The following is an 18,836-nucleotide window of genomic DNA, read 5'->3' on the forward strand; positions in this document are numbered from 1 at the left end:
GAGGTCGAACGAGCCAGGGCGGACCAAATGGTCCGCCCTGGCCGACAATGCTCGTCCATCACGCCTCGGAGATCGCCTTCTCGACGGTGAGCAGCAGGGTCGGCGCCTCGGCCGCGGGCAGGCCGCCGCCCTGGGCCAGGTCGGGGCTGCCACCACCACGCCCGGAGAACGCCGCCTTCACCAGATCCGACGCGGCCAGGCCCCGGCTGCGCGCGGCCGCGTTGACCGCCACCACCAGGGACGCCTTGCCGTTCGACCGGGCCGCCACCGCGACCACCGCCGGCCGCGCCGCGTCGATCTTGCCCCGGATCTCCTGGGCCAGGGTCCGCACGTCGTTACCGGCCGCGCCCTCCGGCGCCTCGGTGCCCACGTACGCGACCCCGCGCACATCCCTGGCCTGCGCCGCGAGCGCCGACGCCCCGCCCAGCACCAACTGGGCGCGCAGCTTCTCCAGCTCCTTCTCCGCGTCCCGGAGCTGGGTGACGGTCTGCTCCACCCGGTCGGCGACCTGGTCGTTGGGCACCCGGTACAGCTCGGCCAACCGGGAGACCAGCAGGTGCTCCTTGGCCAGGAAGCCGAAGGCGTCCATGCCGACAAGCGCCTCGACCCGGCGGACACCGGAGCCGATCGACGACTCGGAGAGGATCTTCACGAGGCCGAGCTGGGCCGAGCGGGCCACGTGCGTGCCGCCGCACAGCTCCCGGGCGTAGTCGCCCACCTCGACGACCCGCACCTCCTCGCCGTACTTCTCGCCGAAGAGCGCCATCGCGCCGATCCGCCGCGCCTCGTCCAGCGAGGTGATGAAGGCGTGCACCTCCAGGTCGGCCAGCAGCACCTCGTTGACCTGCTGCTCCACGTCCCGCAGGACGCTCGGTGACACCCCGGTCGGGGTGTTGAAGTCGAACCGGAGCCGGCCCGGCGCGTTCAGCGAACCCGCCTGCGTGGCCGACTCGCCGAGGAAGTTCCGCATGGTCTGGTGCACCAGGTGGGTGGCGGTGTGCGACCGGGAGATCGCCCGCCGCCGCGTCGTGTCGATCTCGGCGTAACCCGCCTCGCCGGCACGCACCTCACCCCGGATCACCCGGGCCCGGTGCACGATCAGGCCGGGCACCGGCTGCTGCACGTCGAGCACCTCGACCTGCCCGCCACCAACGGTGATCATGCCCTGGTCGGGCTGCTGGCCACCGCCCTCGGCGTAGAACGGGGTCGTGTCGAGCACCAGCTCGATGGTGTCGCCCTCGGTCGCCGCCTGACGTGGGCCGTCGGCGCCGAGCAGCGCCCGCACCGTCGACTCGCGGGCCACCTCGCTGTACCCGGTGAACGTCACCGGGCCACCCGAGTCGAGCACCGACCGGTACGCCGACAGGTCGGTGTGCCCCGTCTTGCGCGCCTGCGCGTCCGCCTTCGCCCGGGTGCGCTGGTCGGCCATCAGCCGGCGGAAACCCTCGTCGTCGACGGTGAGGCCCTGCTCCGCGGCGATCTCCAGGGTCAGGTCGATCGGGAAGCCGTACGTGTCGTGCAGCTGGAACGCCTTCGCCCCGGACAGCGCGGAGCCGCCCGCCGTGCGGGTCTCGGCGATCGCGGTGTCCAGGATCGTCGTGCCGGCACGCAGGGTGGACAGGAACGCCTCCTCCTCCGCGTACGCGTAGTCCGCGATCCGGTCGAAGTCGGTCGCCAGCTCCGGGTACGACGGGGACATGCAGTCCCGTGCCACCGGCAGCAACTCGGGCAGCGCCCGGTCCTGCCAGCCGAGCAGCCGGATCGACCGGATCGCCCGGCGCATGATGCGGCGCAGCACGTAGCCGCGACCCTCGTTGGAGGGGGTCACCCCGTCGCCGATCAGCATCAGCGCCGTGCGCACGTGGTCGGCGATCACCCGCAGCCGCACGTCGTCGGGGTGCGACTCGCTGGCCACGTGACCGGAGTGCGCGCCGTACCGCTTACCGGTCAGCTCCGCCGCCCGCGCCAGGATCGGCCGAACCTCGTCGATCTCGTACAGGTTGTCGACGCCCTGCAGGATCGAGGCCATCCGCTCCAGGCCCATGCCGGTGTCGATGTTCTTCGCCGGCAGGTCACCCAGGATCGGGTAGTCCTCCTTGGTGGTGCCCGGACCCCGCTCGAACTGCATGAACACGAGGTTCCAGTACTCCATGTACCGGTCCTCGTCGACCGCCGGGCCGCCCTCGCGACCGTACTCCGGACCCCGGTCGTAGAACAGCTCCGACGACGGACCGCACGGCCCGGGAATGCCCATCGACCAGAAGTTGTCCGCCTTGCCCCGGCGCACGATCCGCTCGGCCGGCACGCCCACCGACCGCCAGATCTCGTACGCCTCGTCGTCGTCGAGGTAGATCGTCGGCCAGATCCGCTCCGGATCCAGCCCGTAACCGCCCTCGGCGATCGGCTTCGTGGACAGCTCCCAGGCCAGCGGGATCGCACCGGCCTTGAAGTAGTCACCGAAGGAGAAGTTGCCGTTCATCTGGAAGAACGTGCCGTGCCGGCTGGTCTTGCCGACCTCGTCGATGTCCGGTGTGCGGATGCACTTCTGCACGCTGACCGCCCGCTGGTAGGCGGGAGTCTGCTGACCCAGAAAATACGGGACGAACTGCACCATGCCGGCGTTGACGAACAGCAGGTTCGGGTCGCTGATGGCGGGCAGCGGAGCGGACGGCACCACGGTGTGGCCATTCGCCTCGAAGTGCGCGAGGTACCGCCGCTTGATCTCCGCCGTCTTCATCGCTGGTGTTCCTCCGGAAAGATGTCTCGATCGCCGATGCGCGGGTCTTCCCGCAGGTCGGCGAACTGATCGTCGAACGCCTCGCCCTGGGCGAACGCGTGGTGGATCTCCTGCTCGCGTTCGGCCATCCCGACCCGGACGTCCTCCACGAAACTACGCAGCGACTCGACGAGCCCGCCAGCGGATTCCGTCAGCGAGCTGGCGATGCCGGCCGGCGTGTACGCCTGGGCGGTCCGGGTCGCCTTGCGGACCACGATCACCCCGACGGCCACCCCGATGCCGAGCCAGAACAAGCGCCTCATGTCTCGCTACCTCCTGGTACGCCGGCCGGTCAGCTGTTGCCGCGCCGCGCGGCCCGCCGCTGCTGCTTGATGGTGTCGCGGACCTCGCGCTCGGTCTCGGCGTGCCGGCGACCGGCGGCGGCCTTGCGTACGCCGTAGCCGAACGCGGCCACCTTCACCAGCGGGTTCGCGGCCGCGGCGGAGACCACGGTGGCCAGGTTGGCGACGTTGGCGGTGACGTTCTGCGCGTGGCTGGTCATCGTGTCGACCTTCGCCAGCTGGAGGTTCACGCCGTCGAGCGAGGTCTGCACCTGCTCCAGCGCGGTGTTGACGTTCTTCACGGTGGTGTTCACGTCACCGAGCAGCGGCCCGGTCCGATTGTTCAGGTCGTTGATCATCCGGGTGGTGGCGTCCACCGTGTGCCGCAGCCGCAGGATGGGCAGCGTCAGGATGAGCACCAGCACCGCGAACGCGCTCGCCGCGATCAGCGCCGCGATGGCTGCAATGTCGCCCACGCCTGTCCTCCTCAAGCAGAGTTCCGCAGGACCCGACGTCCCCGGAACGCAGAACCATGGCACCCGTGCCGGCCGCCGAGCCGTCGGCGGTCACCGGCAGCGGGCGAGCCCGCCAGCCCCAGACCCTACCGTCCGTGATGGAGACCGGCTCACGACGGTGAGGGTGTCAGCTCACCCAGCGGGTCTGCGCTGACCGTCGGGAACGGGTCCTCTCCGGTCAGTGACGGGTCGGTGGTCGGCTGCGGCCTGGTCCGCTCGTCGTCGATCGCGTTGCGTACCTTCACCGACACCAACGAGCCGGTGCACTCCGTCGCAGCGGCCGACGGTTCGGTGGACGGCACGACGGCCGGCTCACCGTCGACCGGTGGCGGTACGCAGGTCGGCTCGCGGACCCACAGGTCGAGGGTCAACTCGTCGCGACGCCAGCAGGTGTAGCTGCCCTTCGTCTTCTGCTCCGGGCAGCGGCTCACCTTCCACGGCTGCCAGCCGTCCTGGCGCAGCGCGTCCTCGTAGACCTGCGCCGTGTCCTGTGGCGACTTCTCCGAGGTGACGGTGCGCTCCCGCAACCGGCAGTCGAGCAGGCACCACCGACTGCCACTGACGTCGTCGACCGTCTTGGCGGCGGCCCAGCCGGGCACGTTGAGTTGATCCAGGTTGTCGAAGACCGGGTCACGGCTCAGCGTGCGGATGCCGAAGAAGAGCGGCACCGCGCCGAGCAGCACGACGCTGACCAGCACCAGCACCGCCGCCCGGAGGCGACGGCGTTCGCGCGACTGCCGGCGTACCTCGGACCGGGCACCGGCCGCGTCGTCGGGCGCGTCCTGGCCGACCGCGCGCAGCGCGGGCCCGCCGGACGGCTCCGGTGTCGGGTGGTCCACCGGGCCGGACGGGACCGGCACGGCGGCGGCGGCACGGGCCACCCCGACGGGCTCCCCGGGGCGGCCGGGCGGTGGCACCGGGGCGACGCCGCTCGGCTCGGCTCGGCCGGGCTCCCGGTGCGGAGGCACGGCACGCCCGGCGGCACGGTCGGCGGGGGTCGCCCGCCCGGCCGCGGTGCCACCACGCGCCGGGGAGCCGGGACCGGCACCCGGCTCACCGTGCGTCCGATCGTCGGCCAGGGGCGGTTGCGCGCCGACGGGTGGCCGGACGGCGGCACGAGCCGGACCGTCCGGGCGCGAACGCGACGGGCCGTCCACACCCGCTGCGGCGGCGGCACGGACCGGGCCGTCCGCGCCCGGTGCACCGGCGGTACGCGCCGTACCGTCCGGACGGGCGGCGTCCCGGGGGCCCGCCTCGGCACCCGGGGCGGGGCGGGGCGGGGCGTCGGCGCCACGGCGGCCGGCGTCCGGGACCGGTGCGCCGGCCGGGACGGGCCGGGCCCGGCCGGGCGGGGTGGAGCGGGCGGGCGGCGCGGAGCGGGCGGCGCCCCGAACCGGAGCGGCGGGTTCGGCGCCGGGCGCGGGCCGTCCGCCGGGGTAGGGGCCGTCGCCTCGGTCGTTCGCCGGCCCGGGTCGACCCGGGCCGTCCGGGCCGGGCTCGGCTGGTGGCCGGCGTCGTCGACCGGTCGGATCGGGCACGGGTGGGGCGTCCGGGCCGGGCGCGGCCACCGCACGGGCGCGCCCGCCGGCGGGGTCTGCGACGGACGCCGCGGCGTCTCGGCCACGGGCGCGCCCACCGGTCGGGTCCGCAACGGACGCCGCGGCGTCTCGGCCACGGGCGCGCCGATCGCCGGACGTCGGCGACGGGGGCAGAGCCTGCTCTCCGGTGCTGCTCGACGCGTCGGGTCGGACGGCACGGCGACCGGCCGGTGCGTCCGCACCCGGGTCAGCCGGCGGGCCGGCGGGCCGGCGGGCGGCGGTGCGCTCCGCGGCCGGGTCGGGCACGCCGAGGCGACCGGACGCGTGGTCGACGAGGTCGCCGGTACCGCTGGCCGGTGCCGGACGCCGATCCGCGGCCGGCGGGGTGCCACCGCGGCGGTTGACCACCGGCAGGCCGGGGTCGGTGTGTGGCAGGCGGCCGGCCTGGCGCAGCCAGTCGGCGGGCCGTTCGGGGCGGTCGGTCCGGGGTTCACCGGCGGCCGGCGGCCGACGCTCGGGCTCGGCGGAGGCGGCCCGGCGGCGACCGGTGCCGTCGGCCGCCCCGATGGTGGGCGTGGCACCGCTGTGACCGCCAGCGGCCTCGGGCACCTGCGGCGCGTTGCCCGAGCGGGGCACCGCTGTCTCATCGGGTTCGGCGGCACGGCGGCGGCCGCCGGCTGCCGGACGGGAGCGGTCGGCGGGACGACTGTCGGTGGGCTCCGGGGCTCCCGGGTCGACCGGGCCTGGGCGACGCCGCGCGGTACGCGGGTCGCGGTCGATGGCGGGATCGGGCCGCAGGCCCTCCGTGGCCGGTGGCACGGCAGCGGCCGGTGGGCCGTCCACGCGGGCCGCGCCGGAGGCGACAGGCGGCCCGGCGGCCCGGGTCGGATCGGGTGCCGCCGCGACGCGTCGGCCAGCGGGCATGCCGTCGGCCGGCGGCAGTGGACGACCGGGCTCGGCGGACTCCGGGCCCGGCCGGCGCCCCGGTGGGCCGGCGTCCGGACGGCGCAGCGGCGGCATCGCGTCCGGGTGCCCCCCGGCTGCGGCGGCGTCCGGCCGACGACCCGGCGGAGCAGCGGCCTCCGGCCGACGACCCGGCGGAACGGCGGCCTCCGGGCGACGACCCGGCGGAACGGCGGCCTCCGGGCGACGACCCGGCGGAACGGCGGCCTCCGGGCGACGACCCGGCGGAACGGCGGCCTCCGGCCGACGACCCGGCGGAACGGCGGCCTCCGGGCGACGGCCGATCGGGGCGCCCGAGGTCGGTGGGCCCGCGGGTGGGCCGGGGGGAGCCGTCGCCGGGCGGGACCGGGCCGGACCGCCGGGTGCGTCCGCAGTCGGGCGAGGCACGGACGCGCCGGCCGGGTCACCGCCACCCGGGCGGGCGGCGGGCGGTGCCGGCGGCACGGCGGCACGGGCACCGGCTGCCGGCTGTACGCCCCGACGCACGGGCTGGCCCTGGACGGGGGCAGCGGCGGCGGGCGGCCGGTCGTCCGGGCGGCGGCCCGGCGGCACGTCCCCCGGCCAGGGGGTGTCGACCGGTCGACGGGCGGCGGCGCCACCGGGGCCGCTCTGGCGCGCGGCAGGCGGCCCCCCGGCCTCCGGGGGCATCGCCGGACGCGGCCCGGCAGGTTCTGCCGGCGCACCCCGACGCGGCCCGGCCGGCTCCCCCGGCGCAGCTCCGTGTGGGCGGTCGGGGCCCGCCGGTGCGCCGTCCGGGCCCAGCTCGCCGCGCTGTTGCTTGGCCGACCGCAGGTCGTCGATCCAGCCGAACTCCTCGCCGGCGACCGGCTCCTCCGGCTCGACCTCGGCCGCCCGGCCTCGACCCCACCGGCGCGTCTTGGCGCTCCGATCGCGCCGCTCGTCCGGGCCCTCGTCCGGGCGGTCCCCACCACGCGATCTCACTGTTGACCCTCTCCTGCGGCGTCAGCGCCGCTGTCCTGCGTCGTGCCGGGGGCGCCCGTGCCCGTCGTCGAGCGACCGATCTCACCGGGAAGCGCCGACGCGGCCCGCGTCGTTACCGGCGGCTCGGCTGTTCCCGGGTCCGGACGGGTGGCCGGGGCCGGCAGGCCACGCACGATCCGGCGCAGCACCGGCAGCCGGGTGGCCACCGACCGCTCCGCGCCGTGCGGGCTGGGCTGGTAGTAGTCGGTGCCCACCAGGTCGTCCGGGACGTACTGCTGGGTGACCACGCCGCGCTGGTCGTCGTGCGGGTAGCGGTAGCCGGTGCCGTGGCCCAGCCCGCGGGCGCCGGCGTAGTGCGCGTCGCGCAGCCCGCGCGGCACCGGGCCACCGCGGCCGGCGCGGACGTCGGCGATCGCGGCACCGATGGCGGTGGTGGCCGAGTTCGACTTGGGTGCGGTGGCCAGGTGGATCACCGCCTGGGCCAGGTTGAGCTGCGCTTCGGGCAGCCCGACGTACTCGACGGCGTGGGCGGCGGCGGTGGCGACGCTCAGGGCGCCGGGGTCGGCCATGCCCACGTCCTCGCTGGCGAAGATGACCAGGCGGCGGGCGATGAACCGGGCGTCCTCGCCGGCGACCAGCATGCGGGCCAGCCAGTGCACCGCGGCGTCCACATCCGAGCCGCGCATGCTCTTGATGAAGGCGCTGACCACGTCGTAGTGGGCGTCGCCGTCGCGGTCGTAGCGCACCGCCGCGACGTCGACGGCCTGCTCGGCGGTGGCGAGGTCGATCCGCCCGCTGCCCAGTGCCGTGGCCGAGGCCGCCGCCGCCTCCAGCGCGGTGAGTGCCTTACGGACGTCACCGGAGGCGAGCCGGACCAGGTGGTCCTCGGCTTCGGTGGTCAGCGTGAGCACGTCGTCCAGGCCGCGCTTGTCGGCGACCGCGCGGCGCAGCAGGCCCCGCACCGCCTCGTCGTCCAACGGTTGCAGGGTGAGCAGCACGCACCGCGACAACAGCGGCGAGATGACCGAGAAGTACGGATTTTCGGTGGTTGCCGCCAGCAACGTGACAGTACGGTCCTCGACGGCGGCGAGCAGCGAATCCTGTTGGGTCTTGCTGAACCGGTGCACCTCGTCGATGAAGAGCACGGTCTGCGGGCCGCCCGAACGGCGCTGGCGGCGGGCCGCCTCGATCACCGCCCGCACGTCCTTGACGCCGGCAGAGAGCGCCGACATGGCGACGAAGCGACGGTCGGTCGCCCCGGCCACCAGGTGCGCGATGGTGGTCTTGCCGCTGCCCGGCGGACCCCAGAGGATCACCGACATCGGGGCGCCACCGGAGACCAGTTGCCGCAGCGGGGCGCCGGGGGCGAGCAGGTGGTCCTGCCCGACCAACTCGTCGAGGGTCACCGGGCGCATCCGGACGGGCAGGGGCGAATCGTCGGCCACCGCGGTGAAGCCGTCGACACCGGCGGGACCGTCGGGCGCGCTGCGCGACCCGGCGGGTTCACCGAGGGAGAAGAGGGCGTCGGACTCCATCACGAAGACAGTACCGGGCCGGGCCCACGAGGCCGGAATCGCGCCGTGGGCCCGCCACCGGTGATCGGTTCCGGTCAGCCACGACCCGGGCGCCGGCCCCGGTACCAACGGCCGCCACCACCGCCGCGCGGACCGTTGCCCACGCCGCCCAGGTAGAGCGAGAGCAGGAGCAACCCGATGAGTACGAGAGTGTTCCAGTTGAACAGATCCGGTGCTCCGAAGTCTGTGTTGAGCAGGTCGAGCAGCAGGGCGAAGCCAAAGACGATGGCGGCGAGAATGGCGAGCATGTCGGTCCTCCGGTGGGGGTTCCCAGTGGGTCGGCGCGTGATGTACCCAATCGGTCGACCCGCCAATCTCCACGGTGGATCTGGCTGCCTCGCCGCTGCCCGACGCGGGCGTCGTACCCCAGGCTTCTAGGCTGGTGAGCATGATCCTCGACGACCAGGTGCTCCAGGACCGGGCCGCCATCCTGGGTGCCGTCGGCCACCACCCGTTCGCCCGCCACGCACTCGGGCCGGCGTTACCGGCGACGGGATACCGGCGCGAGGGTGCGGTGCTGTGGTTGGTGCCGACCAGGCACGGGCCGACCGGCTGCGCGATCGGCCCGGCCGGACCGGCTCTCGACATCTGTGTCGCGCTCCGGGACAGCGGGACGTTGCGCCCCGGGCATCGACTGCATCTGCCCCGGCACGATCGCGCTCTGCTGACCGGCCGGCTGGCGGTGGCCGAGCACCACGACTGGGACTTCCACTGGACCGACGCGCCACCACCGGCGCAGCCGGACGAGCAACCGGTCGTCCGGCTCACCGACGCCGACACCCCGGCGCTGGAGGCGCTCGTCGACGAGGCGTTCCCCAGCACCACCTCCCGCCCCGGCGACCCGCGGGTGGTCGACTGGTACGGCATTCGGGCCGGCGGCCGACTGGTGGCGTGCGGCGCGGACCGCAGCCAGAGTGAGCTCGGCTTCATCGCCGGCCTGACCGTGGCCCCCGACCTGCGGGGTCGGGGTCTGGGTGCGTCGCTGGCCGCCGGGATGACCCGGGCGCTGCTGGCCCGCCACGACACCGTGGCGCTCGGCGTCTACACGCACAACGTCGGTGCGGCACGCCTCTACCGTCGGCTCGGCTTCACCAACATCCTCCCGCTCAGCACGATCCGCCTCGCCTGACCGGCCAGCGGCCGGTCAGGCGAGGGGTGTGCCCTAACGGTCGGCGGCGGGAACTGGGACCGGGGTCGGCTCGACGGCGGGTGCGGCCCGACGGCCGGCCAGCCAGGCGGGCAGATAGAGCGGGGCGGCGACGGCCAGCACCACAGCGCCGACCACCATCGCGGTGCCGACACTGGTGGCGGCGGCAAGCGCGGTCAGCACCACCCCACCGAGCGCACCGGCCGGCTGCGCCATCATCGAGTTCAGCGAGAGCACGCTGGTCCGGTACGGGCCGTCCACCTGCCGGTGCAGCAACCCGCTGTGCAGCGGGTTGGACGCCCCGTGCACGGCATAGCAGGCCAGGTACGCCACCAGCACCCCGACCGGCCCGGCGAACAGTCCCATCCCGACCACCGTCACACCCTGCAGGATGCGCAGCAGCGCCGCGCCCGGTGCAGCGCCGAACCAGCGCAGCAGCAGTGGGGTCAGCGCCGCGCCGGCGGCCGAGGCCAGCCAGGCGACCGAGTTCGCCGGCCCGAGCAGCGCGGCGGCGCGTTCCGGGTCGCCGATCACCTCGGCCAGCCGTACCGGCAGCAGTGACTCGAAGGTGACCATGCCGAAGCCCCAGAACAGCTCCACCGCGACCAACGCCAGCAGCACCCGGGACCGGCGCAGCAGCCCGAGCGCCTCGCCGATCATCCGGGGCGCCTGGACGGCCGAGGCCCGCACCGCCGCGAACCCGGTGGCCGAGCGCCGCTCGACCAGCAGCACGACAAGTGCGACGAGCGCCACCGCCTGCGCGACGATGGCAGCCAGGACAGGCACCGTGAGCGCGCTGACCGGCCCGATCGGGCCGAGCGCGATCAGACCGCCACTGAGCAACGCGCCAGCACCGATCGCACCGCCGACAACGGTGCCGGCATGCCCGAGGCCACGCTCGTACTCGGCCTCCGCGTCGACAGCCAGGGTGGCGTCGACGTACCAGGACTCCAACGGGCCGCTGTCCAACGCCCGGTAGACCCCCTGTAGAGCCCAGACCACGAAGAACAGCCAGAACGAGTCGGCCACCGCGAACAGCGCCAGCGAGGCGAGGTTGAGCACCCCGGCGGCGAGCAGCACCGGTCGGCGGCCGAGGGCGTCGGCGAGCCCACCGGTGGGCAGCTCCAGCGCCAGCACCAACAGCCCCTGCGCGGTGCTGACCAGGCCGATCTGCGGCAGCGACAGGCCCCGCTCCTGCATCAGCAGGATCATCACCGGAATCATCAGACCGGTGGGCAGCCAGCGCAGGCCGTAGAGCGTGAGGTAACGGCGTCGGATCTGACGGACGGTCAGCGCACTCACGACGACACCTCCGTTCGCGACCGCGGGGCTCGCGACACCCGCTCACTCCCGGCGCTCACCAGCGCTCGTCCAGACGCGGGAAGCCGGCCAGGAACACGTGCACGGGTTTGACGTCCGGGGCATCGGTCGCGGGGTCGTCGTCGCGGTAGCGCATCAGCACCGCCCACAGGTCGTCGCTGAGAGCACGCAGCCGAGCCGGGTCCAGCGGCAGCACCAGGTCACTCATCCCGGCGGCGTCACGCCAGGCCGGAGACTGGTGGTGTTCGACGGCCATCCACCGCTCGGCCAGCTCACCCATCAGCCGCACCTGGTCCGCCTGGATCCACTGGACGGCGGCGCGGGTGTCCGGGTCTTCGTCGAAGTCGGTGGGTTCGAAGTGACTCATGTCGTGCGCGGCCTGCCACCAGCGCTGCCGACCGGTGCCCCGGTCGGGATCCTCGGCCACGAGCCCCACCTCGGCGAGCTGCCGCAGGTGATAGCTGGTCGCGCCGGTGTTGGTGCCCAACTTCTCGGCGAGGGCCGTCGCGGTCGCCGGGCCGTCGATACGCAGCGAGCCGAGCAGCCGCATCCGCAGTGGGTGGGCCAACACCCGAACCTGCCGGCCGTCAAGATCGACGCGCCGTGGCTCGGGGCGGCCATCGGGTGAGGGCTTCTCCATGCCTGCACACTATCTCTGCACACTTTCCATGCACAATAGTTGTGCAGGAAAGTGTGCAGGCGCAGTACTCAGCGGGCGAGGAGTTCGCGTACTCCGCGCAGCCGGGTGCGCAACAGGGCGGCGGCGCGCGCGGAGTCAAGGCGTACGTCAAGGGGGCGCACCAGACCGGTGGCCGCGCTGGTGGTGGTCCGCAACCCCGCCGCGTCCATGCCGTACCGCCCGGCGACCAGCAGGCCCAGCTCGGCCCGGCTGACCGCGTCCGGGCCGGCCACGTTGAGCAGACCGGCGTACGTCGAGGCGACCAGCTCCAGCACGGCGTCGGCCAGGTCGGTGACGTCGATCGGGCAGCGCAGTTCGTCGCTGGACAGGGTGGCCCGGCCGGCGAGCGCGTCCCGGCAGAGCTGGATCTGCTTGCTGCCCTCCCCCACGATCAGGGAGGTCCGCACCAGCGCCGCGCTCGGGTCGATCGCCCGTACGGCGGTCTCGGCCGCCGCCTTCGCGGCACCGTACGCGTGCACCGGCGTGGGTGGTTCGTCGTCGGCGTACGGCACGGGTCGTCCGGCGTGCAGCGCGTCGCTGGACACGTGCACCAGCCGGGCACCCACCTCGGCGGCGGCGAACGCCACGTGCGCGGCCCCGTCGGCGGTGACCGCCCAGTCGCCGTACCGATAGGGGGTCCCGACCACGGCGTCCGGCCGCACCTCGCCGACCAGCGCGCGCACGGCGGCCCGATCGGTCACGTCCAGCCGCCGCGCCAGGACACCCGGCACAGCGATCTCACCCGAGTGAAACGTCCCCACCACCGAGAGCCCGGCGTCGACCCCCCGCCGACAAACCGACCGCCCCAGTAACCCACTACCCCCGACGACAAGCACCCGCATCCCGGCCCACTCCCCCACAGACGATCAAGAGGTTCGCGTCACCTCGCGGGGCGATGATGACGCAAACCTCTTGATCAACCAAACAGGGTTGGGGCGGGGGTCAGACCGGGTCGGCTACCGGGGCTGCCGGGCCGGCCGTGCCGGTGTGGGCCGTCGCGGGGGGCTTGGGCTTGGCGTCGATGCCGGCCTCGGTGCGCTGCTGGGTGGTGATCGGGGTGGGAGCGCCGGTCAGCGGGTCGAAGCCACCCCGGGTCTTCGGGAAGGCGATGACCTCACGGATGGAGTCGGCACCGGCGAGCAGCATGCAGACCCGGTCCCAGCCGAAGGCGATACCGCCGTGCGGCGGAGCGCCGTACTTGAACGCCTCCAACAGGAAGCCGAACTTGTCCTGCGCCTCCTCGGGAGTGATGCCGAGCAGGTCGAAGACCCGCTTCTGCACGTCACCCCGGTGGATACGGATCGACCCGCCGCCGATCTCGTTGCCGTTGCAGACGATGTCGTACGCGTACGCCAGGGCCCGGTCCGGGGCCTCCTCGAACCGGTCGACCCACTCGGCGTTCGGCGAGGTGAACGGGTGGTGCACGGCCGTCCAACCACCCTCGTCGGTGCGCTCGAACATCGGCGCGTCGACGACCCAGCAGAACGCCCAGGCGCTCTCGTCGATCAGGCCGGCCCGCTTGGCGATCTCGACCCGGGCCGCGCCGAGCAGCTCCTGCGCCTCCCGGGCGGTGGCACTGGCGGCGAAGAAGACCGCGTCACCCGGCTTGGCGCCGACCGCGTCGGCGAGCCCGCCCAGGTGCTCGGCGGAGAGGTTCTTCGCCACCGGGCCGCGTGCCTCGCCGGTCTCGGCGTCCAACACCACGTACGCCAGGCCGCGCGCCCCGCGCGCCTTGGCCCAGTCCTGCCAGCCGTCCAGCTCCTTGCGACTCTGCGCCGCCCCACCCGGCATCACCACCGCGCCGACGTAGCCGCCCGCGTCGATCGCCCCGGCGAAGACCCGGAACTCGGTCCCGCGCAGGTAGTCGGTCAGCTCGGTCAGCTCCACGCCGTAGCGCAGGTCCGGCTTGTCCGAGCCGTACCGTGCCATGGCGTCGTGCCAGGTGATCCGTGGGATCGGCCCGGAGATCTCGTGCCCGGCCAGGTCCTTCCACAGCGTCGAGACGATCGCCTCACCGAGATCGATCACGTCGTCCTCGGTGACGAAGGACATCTCGATGTCGAGCTGGGTGAACTCGGGCTGCCGGTCGGCGCGGAAGTCCTCGTCGCGGTAGCAGCGGGCGATCTGGTAATACCGCTCCATGCCGCCGACCATCAGCAGCTGCTTGAACAGCTGCGGCGACTGCGGCAGCGCGTACCAGCTGCCCGGCTGCAACCGCACCGGCACCAGGAAGTCGCGGGCGCCCTCGGGCGTCGACCGGGTCAGCGTCGGCGTCTCGATCTCCAGGAAGTCGCGCTCGTGCAGCACCCCCCGGGCCAGGTGGCTGGCGCGCGAACGCAGCCGCATCGCGTTCGCCGGCCCGCTGCGGCGCAGGTCCAGGTAGCGGTACTTGAGCCGGATGTCGTCGCCGGCCTCGATCTGGTCGTCCACCGGCAGCGGCAGCGGCGCCGCCTCGGAGAGCACCTCCAGCTCGGCGACGGTCACCTCGACCTCACCGGTGGGCAGCTCCGGGTTCTCGTTGCCGGCCGGCCGGCGGGTCACCTCACCGACGACCTTCACGCAGAACTCGTTGCGCAGCGCGTGCGCATCCTCCTCGCGCAAGACCACCTGGACGACGCCGGTGCCGTCGCGCAGGTCGACGAAGATGACCCCGCCGTGGTCGCGCCGGCGGGCCACCCACCCGGCGAGCGTCACCGTCGAGCCGGCGTCCGCGGCGCGCAGGCTTCCGGCATTGTGGGTACGGATCACGGCTGGCAACTCCTCATCGTGGAACAGTCCTCACCGGCATTCTGTCAGGGGTGGCCGCCCCGCCTCCGGGGCACCCGGCAGGCCGGCACGATTCGCTGGTGGGGCGGAGCGGCGAACCCGACTCGGCCGCCCGCCGCGCCGGTTAACGTGGCGAAATGCGCGCCGTACCCAATTGGGCCGTCGCCACGGCGGCGGCCGCACCTCTGCTCCTGGTGGGCGGCTGGACGGTCGCGGCGGCGCGGCAACCCGCCGGGTACGACCCGATTCGGGACACCATCAGCGAGCTGGCGGGGCAGGACGCCACCGACGCCTGGATCATGGTTGTGGCGCTGGTGCTGCTCGGCTGCTCTTACCTGTCGGTGGCCGCCGTCCTGCACGCGGCCGGGCTGCCCAGCCGGTTCCTGCTCGCGGTCGGTGGGGTGGCCACCATCGCGCTCGTCGCGTTCCCCCGGCCGCCGGTGGGCGGCTCGCTCAGCCACGGCATCGCGGCGACGGTGGCCGTCCTCGCCCTGGCGCTCTGGCCTGCGGGGTCGGCACTGCGGCTGCCGCGGGGCCACGACGCCGCGCACCCGGCCCGCCCGGAGCCACCCTGGGCGTTTCGCCGGGCCGTGGGGCTGAGCGCCACGTTGGTGTTGCTCGCGCTCTTCGGCTGGTGCGCCTTCGAGGTGACAGGCGGGTCCCGCACCGGGCTGGCCGAGCGGGTGACGGCGGTGGCGGTCTCCCTCTGGCCGCTATTGGCGGTGCTCTCGGCCCGTGGGGCGCATCTCGCCTGGTCCGTCGGTGTCGCGGCACCCGGTGACTCCACGCCTGTCGTACCCCGGATCCCCTGCGGCCCACCCAGCGGCCCGACCGGCTCGCCTGAGCAGCCGGTGCCCGGACGCGCGGCGCGGGCCGCCGGATGGTTCCGGCGGCCCGCGGGCGGTGGATCGATCAGAAGACGCTGACGCCGTAGCGGCTCAGGGCCTCGGTGACGGGCTGGAAGAACGTCGTGCCGCCGCTGCGGCAGTTGCCACTGCCCCCGGAGGTCATGCCCAGGGCGGTGCTGCCGGCGAACAGCGAGCCGCCGCTGTCGCCCGGCTCGGCGCACACGTTGGTGCGGATCAGGCCGGAGACCGAGCCCTCGGCGTAGTTCACCGTGGCGTTCGTCGCGCTCACCGTGCCGCTGTGCAGCCCGGTGGTGCTGCCGGAGCGCTGCACCGACTGGCCGACGGAGGCGTTGCCGGCGCCGGTGATGTCCCGGTAGCTGCCGTTGTAGAGGTAGACGTTGCCGGCCGCGTTGGCGGAGTTGCTGTGCCGCACGATGCCGTAGTCGTTGCCCGGGAAGCTGGTGCCGGTGCGCGTGCCGATCAGCGCGGTCTGGGCGGAGTTCGAATACCAGCTGGCCGAGATGTTGGTGCAGTGCCCGGCGGTCACGAAGTAGTAGGTGCTGCCGCTGCGCACGTTGAAGCCGAGCGAGCAGCGCCCGCCACCGCCGGCGTAGATGGCCTGGCCACCCGAGATCCGGGTGCTCAGCACACCGGCCTCGGCCTCGACGCGGACCGCGCCGTTGGCCCGCGCGGCGGCGGCCTTGACCCGCTCCAGCTTGGCGCCGGTGACGGTGCTGTCGACGGAGACGACGACCTGGTTGGTGACCGGGTCGCTCCACCAGGCGGTGCCCGGGATCTTGGCGGAGCGCTCCAGGTCGGCGGTGGCCCGGTTGAGCTCACCGGCACCGCGGGTGACGTAGCGGACGGCGGCGCCGGCCTTGCTCGCCGCGCTGGCGGCGGCCGCGTCGGTCACCGTGACGACGGACCTGCCGCTGGCGTCGATGTACGAGCCGGCCGAGCGGTCGCCGAGTTGCGCGGACAGCGCGGCCGCGGCGTCGGGCGAGGCGGCGGGTGCGGCCTGGGCCGGTGCGCCGATGAGCGCGCCGACGACCAGGCTTCCGGAAACGGCGACGGTCGCCGCAACGCGGAATGTGGACCTCGTGGGTCGCATGTAACAACCTCCTGGGCGGGGGAGCGGGTCTCGCCGAGGTCGGCTGACCCGATGACAGCCCGGCCGATCTGGGGAAACCGGCCAAGTGAACTGAAGTATTCACATACTTAAGATCATTGACAAGGCTTGGTTCAACCCGGGTTCACCGAACCTGGCGGGGCTACATCGCCGCAACACCACCGACACGTTCACGAACAGTCACCGTCACACCCAACGCGTCGCAGGCAGGGATGGTCATCGATGCCATTGCGGTGCCTGCCGGAGCGGGGGTCGTGCGTCAGGGGGTCCGGCGGCGGGCGCCGGGGCCGGGGCGGGGCAGCACGTCGCGGACCCGCCCCACCTCATGCCCGTCGGCGCAGCGCAGCTCGACGCGTACCGGAGCATCGCAGTCACGGTGAGCAACGGTCAGCGGTGAGCCCTCGGCGTCGGCGAGGTAGCGGTCACCCCACCCGAGCACGGCCACCAGGACCGGCCACAGGTCCAGGCCCTTCTCCGTCAACCGGTACTCGTGGCGCAGCCGGCTGCCGGGCTCCCGGTACGGCTCCCGGCGGAGCACGCCCTGCTCCACAAGTGTGGCCAGCCGGTTGGTCAGCACCTGACGCGGAATACCGGTACGCACCCGCATGTCGTCGAAGCGGCGCACGCCGGTGAACACCTCCCGGAGCACCACCAGGGTCCACCGCTCACCGAGGATCTCCATCGCGCGGGCGATGGTGCAGTTCTCCACCGACCAGTCCAGTGCCGCGGGTCCCATCCGACCAGGCTAGGTCTCGTTGACAGACTCAGCAACCGGCTGCCAGGCTGCGTCCATGACGCAGATGCAGGAACCGGCGCGTAGCCGCACCTTCACCTGGGCGGACCCGTCGGTCAACGCCGCCCAGATCGGTCGACGCAGCGGCCTGGACATGCTCCGGGCGATGATCGCCGGCGAGTTGGCCGCACCACCGGTGATGCACCTCATCGACATGACCCGGATGGAGGCCGACGAGGGTCGGGTCGTCGTCGAGTTGACCCCGCAGGAGTTCCACTACAACCCGCTCGGCAGCGTCCACGGTGGTGTCCTCTCGACACTGCTGGACACCGCCGCCGGTTGTGCCGTGCACACCACCCTGCCGGCCGGCGTCGGCTACACCTCGCTGGACCTCAACGTGAAGTTCCTCCGCCCGGTCACGGTGGACAGTGGCACGCTGCGCTGCGAGGGCACGGTGCTGCAACGCGGCCGCCGCACGGCCCTGGCCGAAGCCCGCATCACCGACGCCACAACCCGCCTGATAGCCCACGCCACCAGCACCTGCCTACTCCTCCCCCACCCCTAACCCACCCCCCACCCCCGCCCCACTGCGTTGATCATGGGGTTAGCGGGCGATTCGGAGATCGACAGACCCGCCAACCTCATGATCAACAAGGGGTAGAGGGGGTGGGGGTGGGGTGGGGTTTAGCGGAGGGCTAGGCGGGCGGCTCGGGCGTCGCGCTTTTCTTCGAAGCGGCTCGCGGCGCGGTCCAGGTTGTCCAGCTGGGCGGCGAGCTGTTCGCGGGCGGCTTCGCCGTCGGCGTCGAGGCCCGTCACGTTGAAGACGTCCCACTGGCGCAGCACCGGCTGCAACACCTCGTCGCGGTGCTGGCGCAGGTCGTAGATGCCGGCCAGGGCGATCGCCACCGACTTGCGGGCGAACCCGTCGATGCCGGAGCCCGGCATCTGGAAGTCGGCCACCACGTCGGCGACGGCCCGCATGGCCTGGCTCGGGGCCAGCTCGAACGCGGCGGCGAGCAGGTTGCGGTAGAAGACCATGTGCAGGTTCTCGTCGGCGGCCACCCGGGCCAGCAGCGCCTCGCAGGCGGGGTCGCCGGTGGCCTTGCCGGTGTTGCGGTGTGAGATCCGGGTGGCCAGCTCCTGGAACGAGACGTACGCCAGCGAGTGCAGCACCTCGTCGCCGTGGGCGTTGGTGTAGCCCTCGGACATGTGCGTCATCCGGGCCCGCTCCAGCGCCACCGGGTCCACCGCCCGGGTGACGGTCAGGTAGTCGCGGATCGCGACACCGTGCCGACCCTCCTCCGCGGTCCACCGGTGCACCCAGGTGCCCCACGCGCCGTCCCGGCCGAACAGGGTGGCGATCTCGTGGTGGTACGAGGGCAGGTTGTCCTCGGTCAGCAGGTTCACGATCAGCGCGGTGCGGGCCACGTCCGGGATCGTGGAGTCGGTCGGCGACCACGCCTCACCGCCCAGCGGCCCGTCGAAGGTCCGACCCTCGCTCCACGGCACGTACTCGTGCGGGAACCACTCCTTGGCCAGCGAGAGATGGCGGTCGAGGTTGCGGGCAACCACCGGCTCCAACTCGAGGAGGAGCGCGGTCTGGCTCAGTGTGGTGCTCATGGTCA

At 73.5% G+C, this 18,836-nt stretch carries 16 protein-coding genes; 3 read left to right on the plus strand and 13 right to left on the minus strand.

Going from position 1 to position 18,836, the window contains the following annotated elements; translation table 11 throughout:
• Positions 1 to 58: 58 nt before the first annotated feature.
• The 6 genes from alaS to ACGFIW_RS30660 all read right to left on the minus strand — a co-directional run bounded on the left by alaS (position 59) and on the right by ACGFIW_RS30660 (position 8,837).
• On the minus strand, positions 59 to 2,737 hold the full coding sequence (gene alaS, locus ACGFIW_RS30635) for an alanine--tRNA ligase (RefSeq protein ID WP_393323113.1): 2,679 nt from the start codon (positions 2,735 to 2,737) through the stop codon (positions 59 to 61).
• Complete coding sequence (locus ACGFIW_RS30640; protein WP_357559396.1) at positions 2,734 to 3,039, minus strand: hypothetical protein; 306 nt, start codon at positions 3,037 to 3,039, stop codon at positions 2,734 to 2,736. Before ACGFIW_RS30640 ends, alaS begins: the two co-directional genes overlap by 4 nt.
• 29 nt (positions 3,040 to 3,068) lie before the next feature.
• Complete coding sequence (locus ACGFIW_RS30645) at positions 3,069 to 3,533, minus strand: DUF948 domain-containing protein (RefSeq protein WP_393323116.1); 465 nt, start codon at positions 3,531 to 3,533, stop codon at positions 3,069 to 3,071.
• Positions 3,534 to 3,682: 149 nt separating this feature from the next.
• Positions 3,683 to 4,372: a hypothetical protein gene (locus ACGFIW_RS30650; protein ID WP_393323321.1), complete on the minus strand. Its 690-nt coding sequence runs from the start codon at positions 4,370 to 4,372 to the stop codon at positions 3,683 to 3,685.
• Positions 4,373 to 7,011: 2,639 nt separating this feature from the next.
• On the minus strand, positions 7,012 to 8,550 hold the full coding sequence (locus tag ACGFIW_RS30655; RefSeq protein WP_393323119.1) for a replication-associated recombination protein A: 1,539 nt from the start codon (positions 8,548 to 8,550) through the stop codon (positions 7,012 to 7,014).
• 74 nt (positions 8,551 to 8,624) lie between these two features.
• A complete protein-coding gene (locus ACGFIW_RS30660; RefSeq protein ID WP_204944524.1) occupies positions 8,625 to 8,837 on the minus strand; it encodes a hypothetical protein in 213 nt (70 codons plus the stop codon).
• A gap of 74 nt (positions 8,838 to 8,911) precedes the next feature.
• On the opposite strand from ACGFIW_RS30660, the gene ACGFIW_RS30665 reads away from it, so the two are divergent.
• Positions 8,912 to 9,718: a GNAT family N-acetyltransferase gene (locus ACGFIW_RS30665; RefSeq protein WP_393323122.1), complete on the plus strand. Its 807-nt coding sequence runs from the start codon at positions 8,912 to 8,914 to the stop codon at positions 9,716 to 9,718.
• A 33-nt stretch (positions 9,719 to 9,751) separates the two neighbouring features.
• Here the strand turns inward: ACGFIW_RS30665 and ACGFIW_RS30670 are convergent, their stop codons facing one another.
• From ACGFIW_RS30670 to aspS, 4 genes are all read right to left on the minus strand, one after another.
• Positions 9,752 to 11,038, minus strand: a complete 1,287-nt coding sequence (locus tag ACGFIW_RS30670; RefSeq protein ID WP_393323124.1) for an MFS transporter — start codon at positions 11,036 to 11,038, stop codon at positions 9,752 to 9,754.
• Positions 11,039 to 11,093: 55 nt separating this feature from the next.
• Complete coding sequence (locus ACGFIW_RS30675; protein WP_393323127.1) at positions 11,094 to 11,696, minus strand: ArsR/SmtB family transcription factor; 603 nt, start codon at positions 11,694 to 11,696, stop codon at positions 11,094 to 11,096.
• A gap of 68 nt (positions 11,697 to 11,764) precedes the next feature.
• Positions 11,765 to 12,577 (minus strand): SDR family oxidoreductase, encoded by an 813-nt coding sequence (locus tag ACGFIW_RS30680; protein WP_393323130.1) that lies wholly within the window; start codon positions 12,575 to 12,577, stop codon positions 11,765 to 11,767.
• Positions 12,578 to 12,677: 100 nt separating this feature from the next.
• Positions 12,678 to 14,483 (minus strand): aspartate--tRNA ligase, encoded by a 1,806-nt coding sequence (gene aspS, locus ACGFIW_RS30685; RefSeq protein ID WP_393323132.1) that lies wholly within the window; start codon positions 14,481 to 14,483, stop codon positions 12,678 to 12,680.
• A 155-nt stretch (positions 14,484 to 14,638) separates the two neighbouring features.
• On the opposite strand from aspS, the gene ACGFIW_RS30690 reads away from it, so the two are divergent.
• The gene (locus tag ACGFIW_RS30690) at positions 14,639 to 15,427 is read left to right on the plus strand and encodes a DUF998 domain-containing protein (protein ID WP_393323135.1); all 789 of its coding nucleotides are present in this window, start codon (positions 14,639 to 14,641) and stop codon (positions 15,425 to 15,427) included.
• Here the strand turns inward: ACGFIW_RS30690 and ACGFIW_RS30695 are convergent.
• Together ACGFIW_RS30695 and ACGFIW_RS30700 are read right to left on the minus strand one after the other, a co-directional pair.
• On the minus strand, positions 15,414 to 16,460 hold the full coding sequence (locus tag ACGFIW_RS30695) for a S1 family peptidase (protein WP_393323138.1): 1,047 nt from the start codon (positions 16,458 to 16,460) through the stop codon (positions 15,414 to 15,416). The two genes, ACGFIW_RS30690 and ACGFIW_RS30695, sit on opposite strands and share 14 nt — an antisense overlap.
• A gap of 277 nt (positions 16,461 to 16,737) precedes the next feature.
• Positions 16,738 to 17,214, minus strand: coding sequence for a winged helix-turn-helix transcriptional regulator (locus tag ACGFIW_RS30700; protein WP_393323140.1), 477 nt, complete (start codon positions 17,212 to 17,214; stop codon positions 16,738 to 16,740).
• A gap of 55 nt (positions 17,215 to 17,269) precedes the next feature.
• Between ACGFIW_RS30700 and ACGFIW_RS30705 the strand changes: the two genes are divergently transcribed.
• On the plus strand, positions 17,270 to 17,776 hold the full coding sequence (locus tag ACGFIW_RS30705) for a PaaI family thioesterase (protein ID WP_393323143.1): 507 nt from the start codon (positions 17,270 to 17,272) through the stop codon (positions 17,774 to 17,776).
• Between the two features lie 119 nt (positions 17,777 to 17,895).
• On the opposite strand, the gene ACGFIW_RS30710 is transcribed toward ACGFIW_RS30705, so the two are convergent.
• Entirely contained in the window at positions 17,896 to 18,831 is a 936-nt protein-coding gene (locus ACGFIW_RS30710) for an acyl-ACP desaturase (RefSeq protein ID WP_393323324.1), read from the minus strand.
• Between the last annotated feature and the right edge of the window lie 5 nt (positions 18,832 to 18,836).

Source organism: Micromonospora sp. NPDC048935, assembly GCF_043197875.1.
Taxonomy (GTDB): Bacteria; Actinomycetota; Actinomycetes; order Mycobacteriales; family Micromonosporaceae; genus Micromonospora.